Raw genomic sequence first — 23,125 nt, 5'->3', positions numbered from 1 at the left:
CTCAGGGCCTTACTGGCGGCGCAACTTTCTGTCCTTGCTCCACCGCCCAAGCCACCACCTGCGTCGTCAGTTGATCACTGGCCTGGCCAAACCCGGCCACCACCGCCGGCACCTGCACATCGCTTAATGGCTGATGCACTTCAAAGCGTCGGCTGGCGAGGATTCGCTGGTCATAACCGCGCACCAGCAACGCATCCAGACGCACGACGACGCTCGCGTTTGTCCCTTGGTATTCAGTCTGGAATGCCTGCAGGCTTCCGCCGAGTTCCAGATCGGCCTGGAAGTTGCTGTCGTCGGTGCTCAACAATGAAACCCGACCATCACGCTGGAAACCGTCCAACAGACGATTGCGCAGCAACACCGGTGCCGGGTCGCTCCAGCGCGAGGCCTTGTAGCTGCTGATCAGATCACCCTGAGGGATCACGGCGATCTTCGGGCTGTTCAAGGCCTCGCTGGCTTGCGGCTTGGCCAGGCGCAGCGACCAGCGTTGCGACGACCCGTGGCTGGCCGATGCGCTGCTCTGGGCCGAAGGCAACCGATAGACATCGGACGGCTCGGACTTGGGCAGGATCGAGCAGGCGCTGACCCCAATGAAGCTGACGAGGAGGGCGAGGTGAGTCAGCTTCATGGCGTGAACTCCTTGTTTTTGTCATTGCCCAGCAAGTAACCGCTGGGGTTGGCTTCCAGACGCTGAGAAATAGCCCGCAACGAGGTCAGGGTATCGCGCAGCTCACGCACCGCCGGGGCCAGGCCATTGAGTCCTTGCATGCCGCTATTGAGCGAATCCTGATTGTTCGTGAGCAGCTTGTTGATGGTCGCGCTGCTTTGTTCCAGCGACTTCATCGCCTGCTCGGCGCTGCCGAACATCTGCTTGCCTTGATCGTTGAGCATGCCGTTGGCGTTGCGCATCAGTGCCGATGTCTGTTCCAGCATCGCGCCGGCTTGCTTGCCGACCGACGCCAGTTGCTGCATCGCCTGACGGATATCGCCGCGCTGGTCGGCGATGGTTCCAGTGGTTTGCTCCAGATGCTCAAGGGTTTTGCTGATGCGCTCGACGTTCTCCGTGGAAAACATCTGGTTGGCGTTGTGCATAAGCGTGTTCACGCCGGCCACCAGGTCGCCGCTGTCATTCAGCAAGCGAGCGATGGGCGAGGGCGAAGCGATAATCACCGGCAGATAACCGTCCTTGCCCTTGAGCTCCGGACTCTGCGGAGTACCGCCACTGAGCTGGATGATCGAGGTGCCGGTGATTCCGGTCAGCGCCAAGATGGCCCGGGTGTCTTCCTTGATCGGCGTATCGCCGCCCAGGCGAATTCGCGCTAACACCCGGCGCGGATCTTTCGGGTCCAGGCGCAACGTCACCACGTCGCCGACCTTGATCCCGCTGTATTGCACGGCACTGCCCTTCGACAAGCCGCTGACCGCCTCATTGAACACGACTTCGTAATCCTTGAACTCGGTGTCGACGCTGGACTTGGCCAGCCACAGACCGAAGAGCAGGGCGCCTGCCACCACAATCACGGTGAACAGGCCGATCAATACATGATGGGCTCGGGTTTCCATGTCAGACCTCCTTAAGCTGTTGAGCGGCCGTCAGCGCCGCGCGGCCACGAGGGCCATGGAAGTATTCGTGAATCCACGCGTCGTCGGTTTCCGAGACCTTGTCGATGGCGTCCGCCACCAGCACTTTCTTCTGCGCCAGCACCGCCACCCGGTCGGTGATGGTGTAGAGCGTGTCGAGGTCGTGGGTGACCAGAAACACACTCAGGCCCAGCGCATCGCGCAGGGTCAGAATTAATTGATCGAACGCGGCCGCGCCAATCGGATCGAGGCCGGCGGTGGGTTCGTCGAGAAACAGGATGTCCGGGTCCAGCGCCAGCGCCCGGGCCAGTGCCGCACGCTTGATCATGCCGCCGGACAGCGAAGCGGGGTACTTGTCGGCCGCCGACAGCGGCAGCCCGGCCAAGGCCAGTTTCACCGCCGCCAGGTGTTCGGCGTCCTCCCGGCTCAAACCGGCATGCTCGATCAGGGGCAGGGCGACGTTCTCGGTGACTGTCAGCGAAGAGAACAGGGCGCCTTTCTGGAACAACACGCCGAAGCGCCGTTCAACCATCGAACGTTCGTGTTCGGACAGCGTCGGCAGGTTTTTACCGAAGACCTTCACCACCCCTTCGCTGGGTTGGCGCAACCCGACGATGCTGCGCAACAGCACCGATTTACCGCTGCCGGAACCGCCGACCACGGCGAGGATTTCGCCCTTGTACAAATCCAGATCGAGGTTCTCATGCACGCTCTGACGGCCGAAACGATTGCACAGCCCGCGGACTTCGATCACCGCCTCGCAAGGCGCTCGGGGTAGACGACTCACCAGCCCATCTCCATGAAAAACAGCGCGGCCACGGCGTCGAGCACAATCACCACGAAAATCGACTGAACCACGCTCGACGTGGTGTGCGCGCCGACGGACTCGGCGCTGCCGCTGACTTTGAAGCCTTCAAGACAGCCGATGGCGGCGATCAAAAACGCGAAAATCGGCGCTTTGACGATCCCGACCAGGAAGTGCTGAACGCCGATGTCCGATTGCAGCAGCGACAGAAACATCGCGGGCGAAATATCCAACGATACCGCGCAAACCACACCGCCGCCGACAATCCCCGAAAGCATCGCCAGAAAGGTCAGCATCGGCAGCGCGACCAGCAGGGCCAACACGCGCGGCACCACCAGCAACTCCATCGGGTCGAGGCCCAAGGTGCGAATAGCGTCGATTTCTTCGTTGGCTTTCATCGAGCCGATCTGCGCGGTGAACGCGCTGGCGGTGCGGCCGGCCATCAGAATCGCGGTCAGCAACACACCGAATTCGCGCAGGAAGGAGAACGCCACCAGGTCCACGGTGAAAATACTCGCGCCGAAACTCGCCAGCACCGTCGCGCCGAGAAACGCCACCACGGCGCCCACCAAAAAGGTCAACAGGGCGACGATGGGCGCGGCGTCGAGGCCGGTCTGTTCGATGTGCGCCACCATCGGCGTGATGCGCCAGCGCTTGGGGCGAAACAGACTGCGGGCGATGGTTTCCAGAATCAAGCCGACGAAACCCAGCAGTTGCAGGGTGTCCTGCCAGACCGTGTCCACCGCCCGGCCGATGCGGGTCAGCAGTTGAATGCCGACGCTGATTTCCGGTTCCTTGATCGGCACGCAGAAGTCGGTCAGCGAGCAATAGACGGTCTGCAACAAGGCACGGTCGGCAGAGGACAGTGTGCAATCGGGATGTTCGGCGGATCGGCCCAAACGCTCGGGCCCGAGCAACTCCACCAGCAGCGACGCGCCAGCGGTGTCGAGCGCGCCGAGGCCGTTGAGGTCGATGTGAGTGCTGTCGTCGTATTGGCCGTGGAGCTTTTCGCTCAGATGCTTGAGATCGGCGTAATGGGCAAGCGTCCAGTCGCCCGTGACCCGCAACTGAGCAGGGGAGTGAGAGGTGTCCAGTTGGGCACTGCCGGGCATTGTGCTGCTGGTCATAAGCTCCGTGCTTGTTCGGCTGTTACGCAAAAACTACGTAATAACACGAACTGCATTACTTTTCTTTGGTCGGTGTGCTGTCCGTTATTTTGAAACGCAATACACCGATCAACTGGCCGTCCTCGGTCAGCACCCGAACCTGCCAACTACCCGCCGGGTTGCCGGGGAAGTTCTGCTTATGCGTCCAGGCCCGATAACCTTCCTTGCGCCCGCCGTGGATGTCCAGCGCAATGCGGTCCACTTCTTTGCCGTTGAATTGCCAGACGTGGTAAATCCGCTCGCCGAGACCGCGCGGGGCGTTGATCGCCGTGTAGGCGTACAGGCCGTTTCCACGGATCTGATCGGCGCTGACTTCTTCCAGGCTTTTGCCTGGCGTGCGGTCCTGCATCTGGGTGCTGATCGCCACATCAGTCATCCACAGCGTCGCCGGCGGAACCCACGAACGCAGCACCCAGCCAACGCCGCCAATGCCTACGGTGATGCTCAGAATCGCCAGCGCGTTGCGCACGGTACGAATCGGGAAGATCGACGCCAGGCTCGGGAACGACAGCACGACGGCGGTGCCCAGGGCCAGTTTGAAACTCTGGGAGGTGGTCAGGTGCAGGATGACGGGCAGGGCGGTCAGCAGGGCAGCGAACAACGTCAGCGTGTGCAGCGCCAGGAACGCCCAGCGCCGGGGGGCCAGCCATTTGTAGTAGAGCGGGTCGATGATGGAAATCAGCGCGGCGATGGCCAGCAGCCCGGTGAAAAACAACTGGCCGCTGTTCCAGGTCGTGGTGATGAAAAAGAACGGCAGGACGAAGAACAGGCTTTCCTGGTGGATCATCTGCGTGGCGTAACGCAGCAAAGGCCGGGGTATTTCGCGCTTGAAGATCCTGGCGAACAGCTTGGTGAGGCTGTTTTCCAGCATCAGCCAGATCCAGCTGACCAGCATGATGGTGGTGATCCAGGTCGCCAGACCTTGCTGACGGTCCACCAGAACGAAGCTGCCGACCCCGGAAATGAAACCACCGAGCGCAATGACCCCCGGATAGCGCTTCATCAATTCCAGGATGCGCTGTACGAATAGGGTCAGAGTCGGCATTCGGCGGTTCGCAATAGTCGTGGGAAAGATCCTCGACAGGGTAACCGCCGAGAGGGCGGCGTGGCGAGGGGCTGCGCTACGATCACAAAACCCGTGTAGCAGCTGCCGAAGGCTGCGTTCGGCTGCGCAGCAGTCGTAAAACCATTCAACGCGGTCCATCAGGTATATCTGACGTAACGGATTTGCGACTGCTGCGCAGCCGAACGCAGCCTTCGGCAGCTGCTACACGGTTCGCGGTGTCCTTCGATGCAAGCGCCAACCCACCAGCATCAATACGATGAGCCCCAGTACACCGGCAATCGCCCACATCAATTGATCATCACTGATCAACGGCTGTTCGATCCGCAGGTAGCCCGGCTGCATGAGCACTTCACGCATGGCCTTGTTCGCTTCCGCCAGCGTCACCCCTTGCAGTTCCTTGGCCGGTTCGGCGAAACGGCCGTCCTCGTAGTCCCCAAGGGCACTCCAGTAATAATCGGCCAACGCGCTATTGCCTTGCACGGCCCAGGCCTGTCGGGCGATGGCGGCCTGCTTGAGGCGGTTGAAGGTGTCGGCATTGAGACCGTCCCTTAGCAACCCGGCCTTCAGATCATCCAGCACTTGTTCGGCTTCGGACACGTCTTCGCGTTCAACGTCGGCGTTCAGGCTCATGAAACCCACGCCGCCAAACACCTCACGCTCGGCCGATGGCCCGTAGGACAAGCTATGGGCCAGGCGCAATTGGCGATAGAGCGCCCAGTCCAGATAGTCCTTGAGCAAGTCGAAGGTTTCGTCGTGCTGATTTTCCAGCACTGGCTCCGGCACCAGCCAATGCAACTTGGCACTGCCGCCGACAAAACCGTGACTCAGGGTGCGCTCGTGGGCGGCACTTGCCTGAATTTCCGGCAGGGGCGGGTGATCGGTAGGATCGACCGCTTCAAGCGCACCATAAGACCGTTCCAGATAGGCCGGCAGCAACCGATCGAGGTCGCCGACCACGATCAGGGTCATGTTGTTCGGCGCGTACCAGGCCTTGCGTACCTTTTCCAGCTGCTCGCGGGTCAGGTGATCGACCTCAGGCCGCTCGGGGCATTTGAGGCCCAGTTCCACCGCCAGCTGATTACTCGCCGTGTGGCCAATATCCTGGCGATCCAGCCAGCGTTGCAGGTGCGAGTAATGGCCACCGTCTTCGCGCTCGACCACTTGTTTGGCGGCGTTGATCGCGTTGTCGTCGATTCGGGTTTGGGTCAGCAGTGTCAGCAGCAGGTCGAGGACCTTGCGCTGGTTTTTCGCCGGGGCTTCGATGACGAACGTCGTGTCGGCGTTGCTGGTGTAGGCGTTCCACTCGCCGCCCAGGGCCTGCATGCGTTCTTCCAGCCCGCCTTCGCCAGTGGCATCGATGCCGCTGAACAGCAAGTGCTCAAGCAGGTGCGGCAGCTCTTTGTCGGCACAACTGAAATCATCGATGCCGACGCCAACCACCAGACGAATCGCCACATGCCCGCGTTCGGTGCCGGGTTTGAGCAATAATTGCAGGCCGTTGGGCAGCGGATAGCCCTCGACCTGAAAGCGATCCAGGGCAAACGCAGGGAATGAGCCAAGCAACAGACAGGCGAACAACAGACAACGCATAACGAGCTTCCATACGGCTAGCGTAAGTTCAACAGACTTCAGGCAACTGTGGACGTTCAGGGTGAATGCGTGATGTCAGCCAAATCATCGGCAATCAGTGCGCCGGTGTCGGATGTTTCCAGCACCACATAGGCGCTGCTGCAAAACAGCGAATTCAGACGCTTCATGTCGGCAATCAATTCCAGGTGCAACGAGCTGGTCTCGATGCTTTGCACGATCTTACGTTGCAATCGGCTGACGTGAGCATGGGCCAGGCGGCGTTCCTGTGCGCGAAAGCGACGTTTCTCACGCAGTAACTGGCGGGCACTTTCCTTGTCGGCACTGAGGAACACCGACAAGCCGAGACGCAGGTTGGATATCAACTGACTGTGCAGCCCCGCCAACTCTTCCAGGCCGACCTCGGAAAAAGACCGGCGCTGCGAGGTTTTCTGCTGCTGAACCTTGCGCAGCATGCGTTCGATGACGTCGCTGGCGAGTTTAAGGTTGATCGCCAACTCGATGATTTCCGCCCAGCGCCGGCTGTCCTGCTCGCTGAGGTCCTCGCGGGGCATTTGCGCCAGATAGAGCTTGATCGCACTGTAGAGCGATTCCACATCATCGGTCAGGCGCCGCATTTCCTGGGTCACGGCAGTTTGGTTGCCGCGCAGTACGTCGAGCATGGCCTCGAGCATGTTGTCGATCAGGTCGCCGATGCGCAGGGTTTCCCGGGCGGCATTGGCCAGCGCCAGGCTGGGCGTGACCAACGCCGTTGGATCAAGATGCCGCGATTTGGCGGTGCCGTTGATTTCCGGCCGCTCCGGCAGCAGCCACGCACAAAGCCTGGCCATCAGCCCGACACTGGGCAGCAAGATCAGGCAGCGCGCGGTGTTGTAGAGCAGATGAAAGCCGATGACCATTTCCTGGGGGCTGAAGTCCAGACTGTCGATCCAGTGCACCAACGGGTCGAGCACCGGAATGATCAGCAGCAGGCCGATCAGTTTGTAGAGCAGGCTGCCCAACGCCACCTGGCGGCCGGCGGCGTTCTGCATGCTGGTGCTGAGGAAAGCAAGAATGCCGCTGCCGATATTGGCGCCGATCACCAGGCCGATGGCAACTGGCAAGCTGATCACCGCGGCACCGGCCAGGGTCGCCGTCAGCAGGACGGCGGCCAGGCTGGAGTAGGAAACCATCGCAAACAGCGCGCCGACCAAGGCATCCAGCAGGATGTCGCCGGTCAGCGAGGCGAAAATTACTTTCACACCTTGTGCCTGCGTAATCGGCGCGGCGGATTCGATGATCAGTTGCAGCGCCAGGATGATCAGCCCCAGGCCGATGCCGACCCGCCCCATCTGTCCGACCCGGGTCTGTTTGCGCGACAGGAAGAAAATCACCCCAAGAAAGATCAGCAGCGGCGACAGCCATGACAGATTGAGGGTCAGCACTCGCGCCATCAGCGCGGTACCGACATCGGCCCCGAGCATGGTCGCCAGGGCCGGGGTCAGCGCCATCAGGCCCTGACCGACAAAGGAGGTGACGAGCATGGCGGTGGCGTTGCTGCTCTGGACCATCGCCGTCACGACGATCCCCGAGATGAATGCCAGCCAGCGCTTGGACATGTTCCGGCCGATCACGTGACGCAAGTTGGAGCCGTAGACCCGCAGAATGCCGGTTCGGACGATGTGCGTGCCCCAAATCAACAAGGCCACGGCAGATAACAAATTGAGCAGGGTGAGCATGCAGGCCCCCTGTGGTGGTAGCGCCCCAAAGGGGCAAGTTGACGGTGCCGCGCGTTCTTCTACGTTCTGTACTTAAGCTGTAGTTGGCTAACGGTCTGTGCGCCAGCATCGCACAGCTAAAGAAGCGATTGAAACAGAACTGTCATGAAAAACGGGTTTATGCAGAGGTGAAAAAGGGGCCCGAAGGTCTCAGCCACTCAGTTAAAAAGGTGTACGAGCACAAACCCTGTGGAGAGGGAGCTTGCTCCCGCTGGGCTGCGCAGCAGTCCTAAAATCGGGGGAGAGTTCAATCGCTGAAGTGATCCCTGCTCAGCCCGATGTCGATCAGATACTTGGCTGTTTCGGCGTCTCGTTCATCACAGCGGGCGTAGCATTTGATGTGCAGTAACAGACTGTATTTGTTGGGAATCAGAAGAACTACTCCGTCCGCCTGATCAAATAGCCTGGCTTGTAAGGCACATGAAAAGCATAAAAAACGTTGCTTTGTGCAGATAATCGCCATGCCTCGAGAAGTGACTTCTCATTTCTCGGTGCGATCCCGCCCAACGCTGATATCGATCAGGTACTTTGCTGTCGTCGAATCACGCTTATCGCAGCGTGCATAGCACTTAATCAAAAGCAGCAGGTTGTACTTTCCAGGCACATACAAATCGATGCCCACGGCCTGATCGAAGAGCTTGGCCTGTAATTGATCACGCTCTGCATCAGACTCAATTCCGAACCAATCATTATTCTCTACAGGCGCAAGCTTCCATCCTTGGGATTTGAGGGTGTTTTGTACCTCCACCAATCGATTCACTGCATCTCCAAATGGCATCGTTTCCAACATGGGCGACGTAGTCAGTGTCGTGACTTTCTGGTCTCCATAGGTAATTGCACCAAATACCGTCGGGGAGAGTTTGAATCCGTAAGCTGGATCATCGAACTCAACGACGGTCGGGCTGCTGATCCACGTGGAGCCAGGCCGCGGAGGGTCTTCTGCGTCGGTAGGGTCGCCGGGATAAATCGCCGTGTTGTCCTTGACAGGGAATGTTGAATCTTGGACGACTTTCTCGTAGGGTTTTCCGACATGGACGGATAACGTCTTGGTGCCCGAGCGGGAATACACCAGGCTACCCGCCACCAGAAGAATGAAAAAAATCAAAATCAACCAGCGTTGCATTGGTCTGGTCACTGGCGCACTCCATTTCCATTTGCGATATCTGTAATGGAGCTTTGTAGCTGACTTTTAGTGGTTGGATTCTTAAGCAGGCTGTTAAATTGTGCTGCGGCACGAAGCACAAATTCCATCCTTTGGTTTTTATCCGCAAGATTTGCTAGCGGATTGTTGCTGAAAGAGACGCTTCGGTTGTCTGGTGCTTTGCACTGACTGGCCAAGGTGAGTTGTATCCCCTCTGGAACACCGGAAAGCAGTCCCGTCACGACAGAAACAATATCTGAAGCATGTGTGCCTCGGATGAGCGAGGCGAAGTGCACATCCTCGTACATCGCGGGTTGCAGGATATTAATCTGCTCATGAGCGGCCATAGAGTTGACGCTGTCGGCAATTTTTCCCGCATCGATTGCCTCAAACGTTTCAAAGATCTCTTTATGAGCCACGCCGAACGCAACGCTGTCTCCTATGGGCCACATGACATCCTTGGCTATTTCCCCGCGACTTCGCAGACATATCTCCATCTCCTTGTAGCCACGCACCATAAAAAAACGGTGTAGAGGATAAACATCCAAAAATAGAGAGGTGTTTCCCAACGCCAACATCTCGTACACATAGTCGAGTTGTTGTTGAACTAACGAACGGGAATTGTCGCCGAGAGTGATATCCGTAGTAGGAACCGGATTCTGTGACCTGGCTCTGTCTACTTCCTCTTGAACTTTAGGATCGGTTCGGCTGAATTTGAAACCAAATCCCTCGAACAAGGTTTCCGACGGTGCTTTGCGCAATTTGCGGTGCGCTTCTTTTTCTGCAGCGATACCTTTTTGTAACTTTGTGGCATGAATCAACCCACACCCCACCTGCTTCGAAGCAAACGCCGCCAACCCCGCCCACTGAAACCGGTTATCCGCCAGCCACAACTGCGCATAGGCCGCGTTGATTTTGCGGTTGCGCGCTTGCGGATCGGCAATCAGTACGCCGCCCGGTGCGACCCACTCTTCGGCTTCTTTCTGAAACCTGCGCCACAGGCAGTTACAGGTCAGCAACGGCACTTCGACGCGGGTTTTCGGGTTCGGGCCGCCCTTGATGGCTTCGCGTTTGCAGGTGGGCAGGTCGCAGGTACTGTCCCAGAGTTTTTTCATGTCCAGGTCGTCTGGGGCCATGCATTGTCCAGTCATTTCATTCTTCCTTGAGGGTCAGACGATCCAGCGGACGACGGCGAGGTCGGGCTGTAGGGTGACGACGCTCTGAGTCATGCCCTGAGCGTTGGTCTGGCCTTTGACGATGCGTCCTTCGGCGGTTTCGATTTCGTAATCTTGCTGGGCAATCGGTTCGCCATCGCCGGCGCTGACGGCTTTGAATTCGACCAAGGGCTGGCCAATGATCGGCAAGGGCGGAATGAATGGCGCGGGGGTGTGAGTGCTGCCGATGATGACGTTGCCGGAGCCGCCGATCACCACGCCGCCATGGCTGGCGGTGCTATCGAGGGTCATGGCGTTCAGGCCGTTGATGAACACCGTTGAAGAGAATCCGCCGCTCAGGGCCTGACCACAGGTGCATTTGTCGCTGACTCTCGCCGCGGCGAGGCCATTGAAAAAGACATCGGGTGAGCCGCTGGCGATCGGGTTGGTGCCATGCCCGGGAAGTGGGCAGGTGGTGGGATCCGTGAGACGTGCAGCCGGTTTTCCAGACATATGCATTCCTTGTCATTGTCGTTTGTTGCGAGCCGGGGACGCTAACCAGCTAAACCCTTTGCGTCAACCTTTGGTACAAATGCCTATGGGTCGAGCAAAAAAATGTGGGAGCGAGCTTGCTCGCGATGAGGCCATCACATTCAACATTGCTGTTGACTGACAGGCCACTATCGCGAGCAAGCTCGCTCCCACAGGTTTTGCGCACTCACTGACTGACGTAGTCAGCGCAGCGCATTCAGGTTATTGACCCGGAACATCCTTGCGCAGTTTCACTGGGTCCTGCTGCTTCTTCTTTTTCATCATTGCGGTGCGCATCTTGATGTTGATCGCTTCCACTGCCAGCGAGAACGCCATGGCGAAGTACACGTAGCCTTTTGGCAAATGCACTTCGAAGGACTCGGCAATCAACACGGTACCGACCAGCAACAGGAACGACAGCGCCAGCATTTTCAGCGACGGGTGCTTGTCGATGAATTCGCTGATGGTGCCAGCCGCCAGCATCATCACCAGTACGGCGACGATGATCGCAGCGACCATGACCGGCACATGGGAAACCATACCCACGGCGGTAATCACCGAGTCCAGGGAGAACACGATGTCGATAATCGCAATCTGGATGATGGTGTACAGGAAGCTGCCACCTTTGGCGGTCGGTTCCTCGTGGGTCTCATCCTCGCCTTCCAGCGCGTGGTACATCTCTTGCGAGCTCTTCCACAACAGGAACAGACCACCGAAGAACAGGATCAGGTCTCGCCCGGAAATACCCTGGCCGAACATTTCGAACAGGTCGGCGGTGAGGCGCATGACCCAGGTGATCGACAGCAACAACAGGATCCGCGTGACCATGGCCAGCGCCAGGCCGAAAATCCGGGTGCGCTGCTGCATGTGCTTGGGCATGCGGCTGACCAGGATCGAAATCATGATGATGTTATCGATACCCAGGACGATTTCCAGGGCGGTCAGGGTGAAGAAGGCAACCCAGATTTCAGGGTTGGTCAGCCATTCCATGTGTATTCCTTTGAGCGATTGTTAAACCACGAAGGGCCCGGGCTTCAAACAGCAAAGCCTGGACCCGTCATGGTGAGTCTTGGGCTTATAGAGTGCTGAACAGCGGAAAAATCCCCATCAGCAACGCGGCAACCAGTATGCACATGCACACCAGCACTGCCCATTTCAGGGTGAAGCGCTGATGGTCACCGAAGTCGATACCGGCCAGGGCCACCAACAAGTAGGTCGATGGTACCAGCGGGCTCAACAAGTGGACGGGCTGACCGACGATCGAGGCACGTGCCATTTCAACCGCGGTTATACCGTAATGACTGGCGGCTTCCGCAAGTACCGGTAACACGCCGTAATAAAATGCATCGTTCGACATGAAGAACGTGAACGGCATGCTTACCAGCGCAGTGATCACGGCCAGATACGGGCCGAGAAAATCCGGGATGACCGCCAGCAGGCTTTTCGACATCGCGTCGACCATACCGGTGCCAGTCAGGATACCGGTGAAGATGCCCGCGGCAAAGATCAACCCGACCACCGCCAGCACGCTACCGGCGTGGGCCGCAACGCGGTCCTTCTGTTGTTGCAGGCACGGGTAGTTGACGATCATCGCGATACTGAACGCCACCATGAACAGCACCGGCAGCGGCAACAGGCCCGCGATCAGGGTGCACATCAGGCCCAGGGTCAGGGCGCCGTTGAACCAGATCAACTTCGGACGACGGGCATCCGGGAATTGCGAAACGCTGATTTCACTGTGGTCGATTTCATCGCCCACCAGGTGCAGTTCACCCAGTCGCGCACGTTCACGTTTGCCGTAGAAGTAGGCAATCAGGAGGATTGCCACCACCCCGGCCGCCATCGCCGGAATCATCGGTACGAAGATGTCCGACGGGTCCACATGCAGCGCACTGGCCGCACGGGCGGTCGGGCCGCCCCAAGGGGTCATGTTCATCACGCCACCGGCGAGGATGATCAGACCGGCCATGATCCGCGGGCTCATGCCGATGCGGCTGTAGAGCGGCAGCATGGCGGCCACGCAGATCATATAAGTGGTCGCGCCGTCACCATCGAGGGAGACGACGAGCGCCAGTACGGCGGTGCCGACCGAAACTTTCAGCGGATCGCCCTTGACCAGTTTGAGGATCTTTCGCACAGCCGGGTCGAACAGGCCGGAGTCGATCATCAGGGCGAAGTACAGAATGGCGAACATCAGCATCACACCGGTCGGCGCGAGCTTGGTGATGCCTTCGAGCATCATCGGGCCGATCTTCGGCGCAAAGCCACCGAACAGCGCGAACAGGATCGGGATGATGATCAGAGCGATCAGCGCGGAGAGGCGCTTGGTCATGATCAGGAACATGAACGTGATGACCATGGCAAAGCCAAGGAAAGTCAGCATGGGAATACTCCAGGCATAGCGCGGCTAGGGAATGGGCGAACCGGGTGGGTCAGCGCAGAACGGGAAGCACGAGACGTATGGGCGGAGTGACAGCGAAGCGGCGGGTAGCAAAGGACATCAGGATCACCATTGTTGTTGTTAAATGGGCTGTGCGAGCGATAAAACACTGGCATTGGCCGACCGGTCTGTTGCCGGTAGTGGGGGCGATCCTAATCGGGGAAGCTTTCACCGAGCTTTCGCGGATGAAAGCATTGACCAGATGAGCAGCCGGTCGTCGGACGGGTTTAAAGTCCCTGAATAGGGGGCAGGAGGAAAAAACATGGCCGAAATTCATACGGGCGGCTGCCACTGCGGACATCTGCGCTATCAATTCAGCGGGCCTTTGCACGACATCGCCCACTGTCATTGTTCAATTTGCCGACGGGTCAGTGGCGGCATCGTGACCACCTGGATCACCGTGCCGGCATCAGCCTTTGAATGGGTGAAAGGGATACCCGCGCAGTACGACTCTTCGAAAACCGCCGTGCGGTATTTCTGCAGCAACTGTGGGGCGCAGCTGGCGCTGGTAGCGCACCTGAGCTCGGGCAGCATCGACGTGACCATCGCCACCCTCGATCATCCCGAGCAGGCTCCCGCCCAAAGGCATATCTGGACGGACAACCGTTTACCCTGGCTGCACCTGGACGAGCACTTGCCCGGTGAAGCCGAAGAAACACTCTGATCAAAAAATAGACAGATCCAGCGGCCGAATCGCGCCCATCCAGATGGCATGCTCGGTGTGATCGAGCAGATCGTCGCCAGTGTCCGGGTGCAGGAACACCACCAAACCCTTGCGGTTGAGCGCCAACCACGGCAATACGTCGCCAATGAGCTCTGGCTCGAATGCCAATTGGCAACTCCAGTCCGGGTGCGGGCCCACCGGGCGTTCATGGACGCGGCCCATCTTCAGTGGAAACAAGTGCGCCGCCTGCTCGCACAAGGCTCGCGCCTGTGGGAGGGTGCTGGCGTCGAAATAGACATGGGCGTGGTAGCCCTTGATCCGCTGCATTTGAAACCCTCTGAACCGAGTCGAACTGGCGCTGTTTCCCACAGGTCACACGCCATATACGTAGGAAAAACGGAGTACAGCCATGAAAAATGCCGAAACACCGGTGGTGAAAGTGGTGCTTTATGGTGCCATGAGTAGCCTGGGCAGTGCGCTGATGGCTGAAATGTTGCGGCGCCAACATGAAGTGATCGCGATTCTCGATGACCTGACGGCGCTCGCGCCGCGTCCGGGATTGCGCACCAAGACTGGCGATGTGTTCGACGCCAAGCGGGTCAAGCAGAGTGTTGCCGGTTGTTCGGCGGTGATCTGTCTGCTGGATGCACCAGGGCTGCCGATGAACAGCGAGCACGTGGAAAAATCCATCGTCCCCGGCCCGGTCGAGCAGGTGTTGGCAGTGGATGCTTTGATCGACGGCATGCAGGCCTCGGGAATTGCCCGGCTGTTTCTTGTGGGTGATTTCGAGGTATTGGACGATCCGGAGGTAGAAGATCAACTGCAACGCCACGCCGCCGAAGAAATCCGCGAAGCCCTGCAAAGCAGCACCTTGCACTGGACGCTGGTGAATGCGCCGCGTGGAGTGGCCGGGCTGACCATCGAACATTTCAGCCACGTCAGCAGCAGCCTGGAACCGGGCCTCGCCGAACCGCTCGAGCGGTTGAACCGGGTCGCGGTGGGGATTGCCGATGAGATGCAGTTAAACCTGCATGTCGGCGAACACGTGACCTTTGTCCCGACCGAGGCTATACAGCGATAGATGGCAGCGGCAGGCCGTTCAGCGATTGCGCACTGCTGGCCTGCTCAGCCATCAGCCAGTCCACAAACTGTTGAATCAGAGCACCACGGCGTTTTCTCTGGGGCAGGACCACGTAATAGCCGAGCCTGGAAATAACCGTTTCCGCAATCGGTCGGCACAATAATCCCTGAGCCAGCAAGTTATCCACAAGGTGCCGCCAGCCAATGGCCACGCCCTGGCCACCAATCGCCGCTTGAATCAGTAGCGTGTAATTGTCGAAGCGTAATTGCCCCGGCGCGGGTGCCGAAGCAATCCCCAACTCACGAAACACGCCGCTCCAGTCGAACCAGTTGCTGCTGTTTTCGCCTCGAAGGTGCAGCAACGGGAATTCCAGAAGTGATTGCACCGGCAAGGGCAGGGCGCGCTCCTTCAGCAACAGCGGGCTGCACACCGGAAACACTTCTTCGCTGAACAACCAATGGCTTTCGCCCTGCTTGAATCGGCCATCACCAAACAACACCGCCACATCAATATCGGTGCGCAGCATGTTGAGGCTGCGTTCGCTGGTGACCAGGCTGACGTCCACTTGAGGATTGGCGGCATGAAAGCGATGCAGGCGCGGCATGAGCCAATAGGCGGCGAAGGCAAAGTCGGTGGCGACCTGCAACACTTCATGTTGGTTCTGTGCGCTGATCGCGCTCAATCCTGCGTCTATATTCTGCAATCCAAGCTGAACCTGCTCAAACAGGATCGTCCCGGGCTCAGTCAGTTCGATGCCGCGATAGATACGGTCGAACAGCCGAGTTCCGAGTTGTTCTTCCAACCGTTTGATCTGCTGGCTGATGGCCGGTTGCGTGGTGCCAAGTTCCACCGCAGCAGCGGTGAAGCTGCGCTGCCGGGCCGCCGCTTCAAAGGCGCGAAGCAAATCCAGAGACAAATCACCAAGGGCGTCATACATAAGCTGTGCTTATCCTAGTCATTGCCGTGCATGGGCTTTACCACAAAATGCATGGGCTACATGCTCGATCGCAGCACTCTCGCATAAATATTCACTATGGAATGCCGCGATCACATGAAGCGCAAGAATATTCTTTTCATCATGGCCGATCAGATGGCCGCGCCAATGTTGCCGTTCTACGGCCCTTCGCCCATCAAACTGCCTAATCTGAGCCGCCTCGCCGCCGAAGGCGTGGTGTTCGACGCCGCCTATTGCAACAGCCCACTGTGCGCGCCGTCGCGTTTTACCCTGGTCAGCGGTCAGTTGCCGAGCAAGATCGGCGCCTACGACAACGCGGCCGATTTCCCCGCCGATGTACCGACGTATGCCCACTACCTGCGTCGACTCGGCTACCGCACTGCACTGTCGGGCAAGATGCATTTCTGCGGACCGGATCAGCTGCACGGCTATGAAGAACGCCTGACCAGCGACATCTACCCGGCCGATTACGGCTGGTCTGTGAACTGGGACGAGCCGGACGTGCGTCCAACCTGGTTTCACAACATGTCTTCGGTGCTGCAAGCCGGGCCGTGTGTACGCACCAATCAGCTGGATTTCGACGAAGAGGTGGTGTTCAAGGCCCAACAGTATTTGTTCGACCACATTCGCGAGGAGGGCGATCAGCCGTTCTGCCTGACCGTTTCGATGACTCACCCACACGACCCGTACACCATTCCCAAGGCTTTCTGGGATATGTACGACGACGCCGACATCCCGATGCCTGAGACCCCGGCCCAGTCCGAACTCGATCCGCATTCCCAGCGTTTGCTCAAAGTTTACGACTTGTGGGACAAACCGTTGCCTGTGGATAAGATCCGCGATGCGCGCCGTGCGTACTTCGGTGCGTGCAGCTATATCGACAGTAACGTCGGCAAACTCCTGCAAACACTCGAGGAAACGGGCCTGATCGACGACACCATCATCGTCTTCTCTGGCGACCACGGCGACATGCTCGGCGAACGAGGTCTCTGGTACAAAATGCACTGGTACGAAATGGCCGCCCGCGTGCCGCTGTTGATCAGTGCGCCGGGGCAATTCGGCGCTGGCCGGGTCAGCGCGGCGGTATCCACTGCCGATCTGTTGCCGACCTTCGTGGAACTGGCGGGCGGTTCTCTGGAACCGGGGCTGCCGCTGGACGGCCGCTCACTGGTCTCGCACCTGCAAGGGAAGGGCGGTCATGACGAGGTTTTCGGCGAGTACATGGCCGAAGGCACTATCAGCCCGCTGATGATGATTCGCCGTGGCGCCTACAAATTCATCTACAGCGAAGATGACCCTTGTCTACTCTTTCACGTACACAACGACCCGCGCGAGCAGGAAGAACTTAGTCAATCGCCACAACATCGAGCGCTTTTCGAAGATTTTCTCGCCGAAGCGCGGGCCAAATGGGATATCCCGGCGATCCATCAACAAGTGCTCGCCAGCCAGCGACGTCGACGATTTGTCGCCGAGGCATTGACCATCGGCAAGCTGAAGAGTTGGGATCACCAGCCGTTGGTGGACGCCAGTCAGCAGTACATGCGCAACCACATCGACCTCGACGATCTGGAGCGTAAAGCACGTTATCCACAACCCTGCCAAAACCAATAATGTTAAGGGGAATGCCATGCGTAGGTTATCCACAGCAGTGACCGTTGGGCTTCTGGCTCTGGGCAGTGCATCGGCACATGCCGATCAAAGCTGCAAGACGGTAAAAATGGCCGACCCTGGCTGGAGCGACATTGCCGCGACCAATGCCATCACCGGGTTTCTGCTGGACGGCATGGGCTACAAGGCCAAAGTCGACACGCTTGCCGTGCCGATTACCTTTGGCGGGCTCAAGGATGGGCAGGTCGATGTGTTTCTGGGTAACTGGATGCCGGCGCAGCAAGGTTTCTACGACAAATTCGTGGCCACTGGTGACGTCACGCAACTGGCGAAAAACCTTGATGGCACCGAATTCACGCTCGCCGTCCCGGATTACGTCTGGGACGCGGGTGTGCATAACTTTGCCGACCTGAACAAATTTGCCGACAAGTTCGACAAGAAGATCTACGGCATCGGCTCCGGCGCTCCCGCGAACATCTCCTTGCAGGAAATCATCAAGAAGAACGACTTCGACATGGGTCAGTGGAAACTGGTCGAGTCCAGCGAGCAGGCGATGTTGGCGGAAGTGTCTCGCGCGGTGAAGAAACAGAAATTCGTGGCCTTTCTGGGCTGGACCCCGCACCCGATGAACGTGCAGCTGAAAATGCATTACCTCAAGGGCGGCGAAAAGTATTTCGGCGACACCGGCAGCGTTCATACGCTCACCCGCAAAGGTTATGCACAGGCCTGCCCGAACATCGGCAAGCTGCTCACCAACCTGAGCTTCACCCAGGAGATGGAGAACAGCATCATGGCCGACGTAGTGAACAAAAAGGTCAGCAATGCTGATGCGGCGAAGGCGTGGATCAAGGCCAATCCGGCGGTGTTGGATAAATGGCTGGATGGCGTGAAGACGGTGGATGGGAAGGATGCATTGCCGGCGGTGAAGGCCAAGTTGTAATCAATCCTGTGGGAGCGAGCTTGCTCGCGAAAGGGCCTTCAGATCCGGCATTAATGTCGACTGACACTCCGCATTCGCGAGCAAGCTCGCTCCCACAGTAGGAACGATCAGCGTCTCGTCCTGCTACCCTTGCGCAACCCCCCACCCGAGAGGACCCATGGCCTTCCCAAGCCGCCATTCGCTCTTCCCCTTCCTCAGCTGGTTGCCCCGGCAAACCCGCGCCAGCGTCGGTCGTGACCTGATCGTCGGTCTCAGCGGCGCCATTCTCGCGCTGCCGCAATCCATTGCCTACGCGCTGATCGCCGGTCTCCCACCGGAATACGGTCTGTATGCCGCCATCATCCCGGTGCTGATCGCGTGTCTCTGGGGTTCTTCGTGGCACTTGATCTGCGGTCCTACGGCGGCGATTTCTATTGTCCTATATGCCAGCGTCAGCCCTCTGGCCGTCCCCGCGTCAGAGGACTACGTCACCCTGATTCTGCTTCTGACGCTTCTCGCCGGCATTTTCCAGTGGCTGCTTGGTTTGCTGCGCTTCGGCGCCTTGGTGAATTTCGTCTCGCACTCGGTAGTCCTGGGTTTCACCCTCGGTGCGGCGGTGGTGATTGCCATCGGCCAACTGCCGAATCTGCTGGGACTGGACTTGCCCAACCAGGCAACAGCGCTGAACAGCTTGATGATGCTGTTCAGTCACCTCGGCGAAGTGGATAAACCTTCTCTAATGCTGGGCTTGGCGACAGTCGTGGTGGGCGTGGTGTTGAAACTGCTCTTGCCCCGCTGGCCGACGTTGTTAATCACCCTGGCGCTGAGCGGATTGCTGGTCTGGTTCTGGCCATCGATGTTCGGCCATGTGAAGTTGGTCAGCGCATTTGTCGGTCGGATGCCGCCCTTCAGCCCGCTGCCGCTGGATCTGGACCTGATTCTGCGCTTGCTACCCAGCGCAGTGGCGGTGGGCATGCTTGGGCTGGTCACCAGTCTGTCGATTGCCCGTTCCTTGTCGGCCCGCTCACAGCAGTTGCTCGACGCCAATCAGGAAGTCCGCGCCCAGGGTTTATCGAACATTATCGGTGCGTTTTTTTCCGGGTCGCTGTCAGCCGGTTCCTTCACCCGCTCGGGCCTGAGCTACGAAGCGGGAGCCTGCTCGCCGATGGCCGGCGTGTTCTCAGCGTTATGGGTCGCACTGTTCGCCCTCTTCGGCGCGGCGTTGATCGCGCACATTCCAATCCCGGCCATGGCCGGCAGCATTCTGTTGATCGCGTGGGGCCTGGTGGATCATCGCGGCATTCGCGCGTTGCTGCGGGTCAGCCGCGCCGAGTTCCTGGTCATGGCGCTGACCTGTGTCGCCACGCTGCTGCTGGAGTTGCAGACGGCGATCTACGCAGGCGTGCTGGCCTCGTTGTTTTTCTACCTCAAGCGCACCTCGCAACCGCGGGTCCAACATTGGCGCGATGGGGATGAAGACATTCTGCGGGTTGGTGGTTCGATCTTTTTCGGCGCCAGCCATTACCTGCAAGTGCGCCTGCAACGGATGCACGGCGCGCGCGTGGTGATCGAGGCGCAACAGATCAACTTCATCGACTACTCGGGCGTGGAGATGCTGCACCAGGAAGCGCGGCGACTACTGCGTCAGGATCGCAGCCTGACCCTGCGGCGGGCACGGCCACAGGTGGTGGAAGAATTGAGGAAGCTGGAAGGGGCAGAGAAATGCCCGATCCGGTTTGAGGATTAAAGCGCGAGTTGCCGACGTAACTCTGCGAGCACCGGTGCCGTGTCCGGGCGCACGTCGCGCCACAGGAAGAAGGCTTCTGCCGCTTGTTCAGCGAGCATCCCCAAGCCATCCATCGACACCGCTGCGCCATGTTCCGTTGCCCAACGGCAGAACGAGGTCGGCTCCTTGCCGTACATCATGTCGTAGCACACTGTTTTGCCCGGCTCGATCAAACTGCTGGCAATCGGCGGTACTTCGCCTGACAGACTGGCGGACGTCGCGTTGATGATCAGGTCCACCGACTCCTTCAACCAATCGAAACTACTGGCCGACACTGGTCCCAGGTCCGCGAACAATTCCGCCAGCAACTCGGCTTTTTCCACTGTGCGATTGGCGATGACCACTGACGCCGGTTGCTCGGCCAGCAACGGCTCCAGCGCACCGCGCACCGCGCCACCGGCACCAAGCAGCAGGATGCGTTTGCCCTTGAGGCTGAACCCGGCGTTGACCGTCAGGTCTCGCACCAGTCCGGCGCCATCGGTGTTGTCGCCCAGCAAGCTGCCATCGGCCAGTTTACTCAGGGTGTTCACCGCACCGGCCCGCTGCGCCCGCGCCGTCAGGCTGTTCGCCAGACGATAGGCCTCTTCCTTGAACGGCACTGTGACATTCGCCCCACGCCCTTCAACGAAAAATGCCCGGGCAAATGCGGAAAAGTCGTCGAGGGGCGCCAGCGAGGTGCTGTAGTCCAATTGCTGAGCCGTTTGCTCGGCGAACAGGCGGTGGATCAGCGGCGACTTGCTGTGGCCAATCGGGTTACCGAATACGACGTAACGGTCCATCAGGATTCCTCGTTCAGGCCTTGGCCAACCAATCGCGGTCTTGCAGGAAGTATTCGGTCAAGCGTGCCTCTTCACTGCCCGGCTCGGCTTTCCAGTCGTAGCCCCAGCGTACTTGCGGCGGCAAGGACATCAGGATCGACTCGGTACGCCCGCCCGATTGCAGACCGAACAGCGTGCCGCGGTCGTAGACCAGATTGAACTCGACATAGCGCCCACGGCGGAATTCCTGGAATTCACGCTGTTTCTGGGTAAACGCATCATTTTTGCGGCGCTGCACGATCGGCAGGTAGGCGTCGATGAACGCATCACCGATGGCACGCATGAAGGCGAAGCTGGTGTCGAAGTCCCACTCGTTCAAGTCATCGAAAAACAGCCCACCGATGCCGCGCGGCTCGTGGCGATGCTTGATGTGGAAGTAGCTGTCGCACCAGGCCTTGTAGCGCGGGTAAACATCCGCACCGAACGGCGCGCAGGCCTGCTCGGCGACGCGGTGCCAGTGCATGCAATCTTCTTCGTTGCCGTAATAAGGCGTCAGATCAAAGCCACCGCCGAACCACCAGACCGGTTCTTCGCCTTCTTTCTCCGCGATGAAAAAGCGCACGTTGGCGTGGGACGTCGGCACATACGGGTTGTGCGGGTGAATCACCAGCGACACACCCAGGGCTTCGAAGCCACGGCCGGCCAATTCTGGTCGGTGGGCGCTGGCGGACGGTGGCAGACCGCTGCCGAAGACATGGGAAAAGTTGACGCCGCCCTTTTCGATGACCGCGCCGTTTTCGATCACCCGGGTACGACCGCCACCGCCGGCAGGGCGGGTCCAGGCATCTTCGACGAAGTGCGTGCCGCCATCTTCAGCTTCGAGGGCCGCGCAAATGCGGTCTTGCAGGTCGAGCAGGTAGGCTTTTACGGCCTCGGTGCGGGTCGTCATGTCATCACCTTGAATCGGGCAAAGCTACGCGGCGCTCCATCGGAGCGGGGGCCGGCGCAAATGGGCGCGTAGCATAACATTGCAGATGGGCTCGCCGCAGTTGACGGGGATCAAGCTTAGGAGTTCGATAGGGCGCTTCGCAAAGACGACCCAAGGAGAAGGCAGATGGCTAAGCGTATCCAGTTCCGCACCCATGGCGGCCCCGAAGTGCTCGAGTATGTCGATTACCAACCTGCCGAGCCCAGCCCGCAGCAGGTCCGAGTCACCAACAAAGCCATCGGCCTGAACTTTATCGACACCTATTTCCGCAGCGGCCTCTATGCACCGCCAGCCTTGCCGTCGGGCCTGGGCGCTGAAGGTGCAGGCATCGTCGATGCAGTGGGCAGCGAAGTCACCCGTTTCAAGATCGGTGATCGCGTGGCATATGGCAGCGGTCCGTTGGGCGCCTACAGCGACGTTCACGTTTTGCCGGAGGCCAATCTGGTGCACCTGCCGGACGCGATCAGCTTCGAACAGGCCGCCGGGGTGATGCTCAAGGGCCTGACCGTGCAGTACCTGCTGCGTCAGACGTATGAACTCAAGGGTGGCGAAACCATCCTGTTTCACGCTGCCGCGGGTGGCGTCGGCTCCCTGGCCTGCCAGTGGGCCAAGGCCTTGGGTGTGAAGTTGATCGGCACGGTCAGCTCGCCGGAGAAAGCCGCACTGGCGAAGGCCAACGGCGCTTGGGCGACCATCGATTACAGTCATGAAAACGTCGCACAGCGCGTCCTGGAATTGACTGACGGCAAAAAAGTCCCGGTGGTGTACGACGGCGTCGGCAAGGACACCTGGCTGACCTCCCTCGACAGCACGGCGCCTCGCGGTCTGGTGGTGAGCTTCGGCAATGCGTCCGGTGCGGTAGACGGGGTGAACCTGGGGATTCTCTCGGCGAAGGGTTCGCTGTACGTGACCCGCCCGACCCTGGTGACCTACGCCAACAACGCTGAAAACCTGCAACGTATGGCGGATGAACTGTTCGAGATGATCACCAGCGGGAAGCTGAAGGTGGACATCAGTCAGAAGTATCCGCTGGCTGAAGCGGCGAAGGCGCAGAGCGAATTGTCGGCGCGGCGTACGACGGGCTCGACGGTACTTTTGCCCTAGGATTTTTAGCGTCTGCACTGGCCTCTTCGCGAGC

The 23,125-nt window shown here is 59.2% G+C and carries 22 protein-coding genes; 6 read left to right on the top strand and 16 right to left on the bottom strand.

Going from position 1 to position 23,125, the window contains the following annotated elements:
• Position 1: 1 nt before the first annotated feature.
• The 12 genes from ACYZTX_RS01770 to ACYZTX_RS01715 form a co-directional block, all read right to left on the bottom strand.
• A complete protein-coding gene (locus ACYZTX_RS01770; protein ID WP_462032697.1) occupies positions 2-628 on the bottom strand; it encodes an ABC-type transport auxiliary lipoprotein family protein in 627 nt (208 codons plus the stop codon).
• Complete coding sequence (locus tag ACYZTX_RS01765) at positions 625-1,563, bottom strand: MlaD family protein (protein WP_462032696.1); 939 nt, start codon at positions 1,561-1,563, stop codon at positions 625-627. Before ACYZTX_RS01765 ends, ACYZTX_RS01770 begins: the two co-directional genes overlap by 4 nt.
• A 1-nt stretch (position 1,564) precedes the next feature.
• A complete protein-coding gene (locus ACYZTX_RS01760; protein ID WP_462032695.1) occupies positions 1,565-2,368 on the bottom strand; it encodes an ABC transporter ATP-binding protein in 804 nt (267 codons plus the stop codon).
• Positions 2,365-3,513, bottom strand: a complete 1,149-nt coding sequence (locus ACYZTX_RS01755; RefSeq protein ID WP_462032694.1) for an ABC transporter permease — start codon at positions 3,511-3,513, stop codon at positions 2,365-2,367. Before ACYZTX_RS01755 ends, ACYZTX_RS01760 begins: the two co-directional genes overlap by 4 nt.
• Before the next feature lie 55 nt (positions 3,514-3,568).
• Positions 3,569-4,597 (bottom strand): DUF5924 family protein, encoded by a 1,029-nt coding sequence (locus tag ACYZTX_RS01750; RefSeq protein WP_462032693.1) that lies wholly within the window; start codon positions 4,595-4,597, stop codon positions 3,569-3,571.
• 222 nt (positions 4,598-4,819) lie between these two features.
• Positions 4,820-6,208 (bottom strand): M16 family metallopeptidase, encoded by a 1,389-nt coding sequence (locus ACYZTX_RS01745; protein WP_462032692.1) that lies wholly within the window; start codon positions 6,206-6,208, stop codon positions 4,820-4,822.
• Positions 6,209-6,264: 56 nt separating this feature from the next.
• Entirely contained in the window at positions 6,265-7,923 is a 1,659-nt protein-coding gene (locus tag ACYZTX_RS01740; RefSeq protein ID WP_462032691.1) for a Na/Pi cotransporter family protein, read from the bottom strand.
• 520 nt (positions 7,924-8,443) lie between these two features.
• Complete coding sequence (locus tag ACYZTX_RS01735; protein ID WP_462032690.1) at positions 8,444-9,085, bottom strand: hypothetical protein; 642 nt, start codon at positions 9,083-9,085, stop codon at positions 8,444-8,446.
• Between the two features lie 8 nt (positions 9,086-9,093).
• Complete coding sequence (locus tag ACYZTX_RS01730) at positions 9,094-10,254, bottom strand: DUF2515 family protein (protein WP_462032689.1); 1,161 nt, start codon at positions 10,252-10,254, stop codon at positions 9,094-9,096.
• An 18-nt stretch (positions 10,255-10,272) separates the two neighbouring features.
• Positions 10,273-10,770: a PAAR domain-containing protein gene (locus ACYZTX_RS01725; RefSeq protein WP_462032688.1), complete on the bottom strand. Its 498-nt coding sequence runs from the start codon at positions 10,768-10,770 to the stop codon at positions 10,273-10,275.
• Positions 10,771-11,010: 240 nt separating this feature from the next.
• Positions 11,011-11,778: a TerC family protein gene (locus ACYZTX_RS01720; protein WP_283189530.1), complete on the bottom strand. Its 768-nt coding sequence runs from the start codon at positions 11,776-11,778 to the stop codon at positions 11,011-11,013.
• Positions 11,779-11,863: 85 nt separating this feature from the next.
• On the bottom strand, positions 11,864-13,171 hold the full coding sequence (locus ACYZTX_RS01715) for a CitMHS family transporter (RefSeq protein WP_462032687.1): 1,308 nt from the start codon (positions 13,169-13,171) through the stop codon (positions 11,864-11,866).
• 319 nt (positions 13,172-13,490) lie between these two features.
• Here ACYZTX_RS01715 and ACYZTX_RS01710 point away from each other — a divergent pair, with 319 nt between their 5' ends.
• Positions 13,491-13,892, top strand: coding sequence for a GFA family protein (locus ACYZTX_RS01710; RefSeq protein WP_462032686.1), 402 nt, complete (start codon positions 13,491-13,493; stop codon positions 13,890-13,892).
• On the opposite strand, the gene ACYZTX_RS01705 is transcribed toward ACYZTX_RS01710, so the two are convergent.
• The gene (locus ACYZTX_RS01705; protein ID WP_462032685.1) at positions 13,893-14,219 is read right to left on the bottom strand and encodes a DOPA 4,5-dioxygenase family protein; all 327 of its coding nucleotides are present in this window, start codon (positions 14,217-14,219) and stop codon (positions 13,893-13,895) included. It lies immediately after the preceding gene.
• A gap of 82 nt (positions 14,220-14,301) precedes the next feature.
• On the opposite strand from ACYZTX_RS01705, the gene ACYZTX_RS01700 reads away from it, so the two are divergent.
• On the top strand, positions 14,302-14,973 hold the full coding sequence (locus ACYZTX_RS01700; RefSeq protein ID WP_462032684.1) for an NAD(P)-dependent oxidoreductase: 672 nt from the start codon (positions 14,302-14,304) through the stop codon (positions 14,971-14,973).
• Here ACYZTX_RS01700 and ACYZTX_RS01695 read toward each other — a convergent pair.
• Positions 14,960-15,910: a choline sulfate utilization transcriptional regulator gene (locus ACYZTX_RS01695; protein ID WP_462032683.1), complete on the bottom strand. Its 951-nt coding sequence runs from the start codon at positions 15,908-15,910 to the stop codon at positions 14,960-14,962. The genes ACYZTX_RS01700 and ACYZTX_RS01695 overlap by 14 nt on opposite strands.
• 114 nt (positions 15,911-16,024) lie before the next feature.
• On the opposite strand from ACYZTX_RS01695, the gene betC reads away from it, so the two are divergent.
• The 3 genes from betC (at position 16,025) to ACYZTX_RS01680 (ending at position 20,202) form a co-directional block, all read left to right on the top strand.
• Complete coding sequence (gene betC, locus ACYZTX_RS01690; protein WP_462032682.1) at positions 16,025-17,539, top strand: choline-sulfatase; 1,515 nt, start codon at positions 16,025-16,027, stop codon at positions 17,537-17,539.
• 16 nt (positions 17,540-17,555) lie between these two features.
• Positions 17,556-18,476: a choline ABC transporter substrate-binding protein gene (choX, locus tag ACYZTX_RS01685; protein WP_462032681.1), complete on the top strand. Its 921-nt coding sequence runs from the start codon at positions 17,556-17,558 to the stop codon at positions 18,474-18,476.
• A gap of 157 nt (positions 18,477-18,633) precedes the next feature.
• Positions 18,634-20,202: a SulP family inorganic anion transporter gene (locus ACYZTX_RS01680; RefSeq protein WP_462032680.1), complete on the top strand. Its 1,569-nt coding sequence runs from the start codon at positions 18,634-18,636 to the stop codon at positions 20,200-20,202.
• Here ACYZTX_RS01680 and aroE read toward each other — a convergent pair.
• Positions 20,199-21,020: a shikimate dehydrogenase gene (gene aroE, locus ACYZTX_RS01675; RefSeq protein WP_462032679.1), complete on the bottom strand. Its 822-nt coding sequence runs from the start codon at positions 21,018-21,020 to the stop codon at positions 20,199-20,201. The two genes, ACYZTX_RS01680 and aroE, sit on opposite strands and share 4 nt — an antisense overlap.
• 13 nt (positions 21,021-21,033) lie before the next feature.
• Positions 21,034-21,948: an oxygen-dependent coproporphyrinogen oxidase gene (hemF, locus tag ACYZTX_RS01670; RefSeq protein ID WP_462032678.1), complete on the bottom strand. Its 915-nt coding sequence runs from the start codon at positions 21,946-21,948 to the stop codon at positions 21,034-21,036.
• 165 nt (positions 21,949-22,113) lie between these two features.
• Here hemF and ACYZTX_RS01665 point away from each other — a divergent pair, with 165 nt between their 5' ends.
• The gene (locus ACYZTX_RS01665; RefSeq protein ID WP_462032677.1) at positions 22,114-23,091 is read left to right on the top strand and encodes an NADPH:quinone reductase; all 978 of its coding nucleotides are present in this window, start codon (positions 22,114-22,116) and stop codon (positions 23,089-23,091) included.
• Positions 23,092-23,125: the final 34 nt, after the last annotated feature.

It is taken from the genome of Pseudomonas sp. MDT1-17, from assembly GCF_054898105.1.
This window is presented reverse-complemented; position numbering and strand designations above follow the sequence as displayed.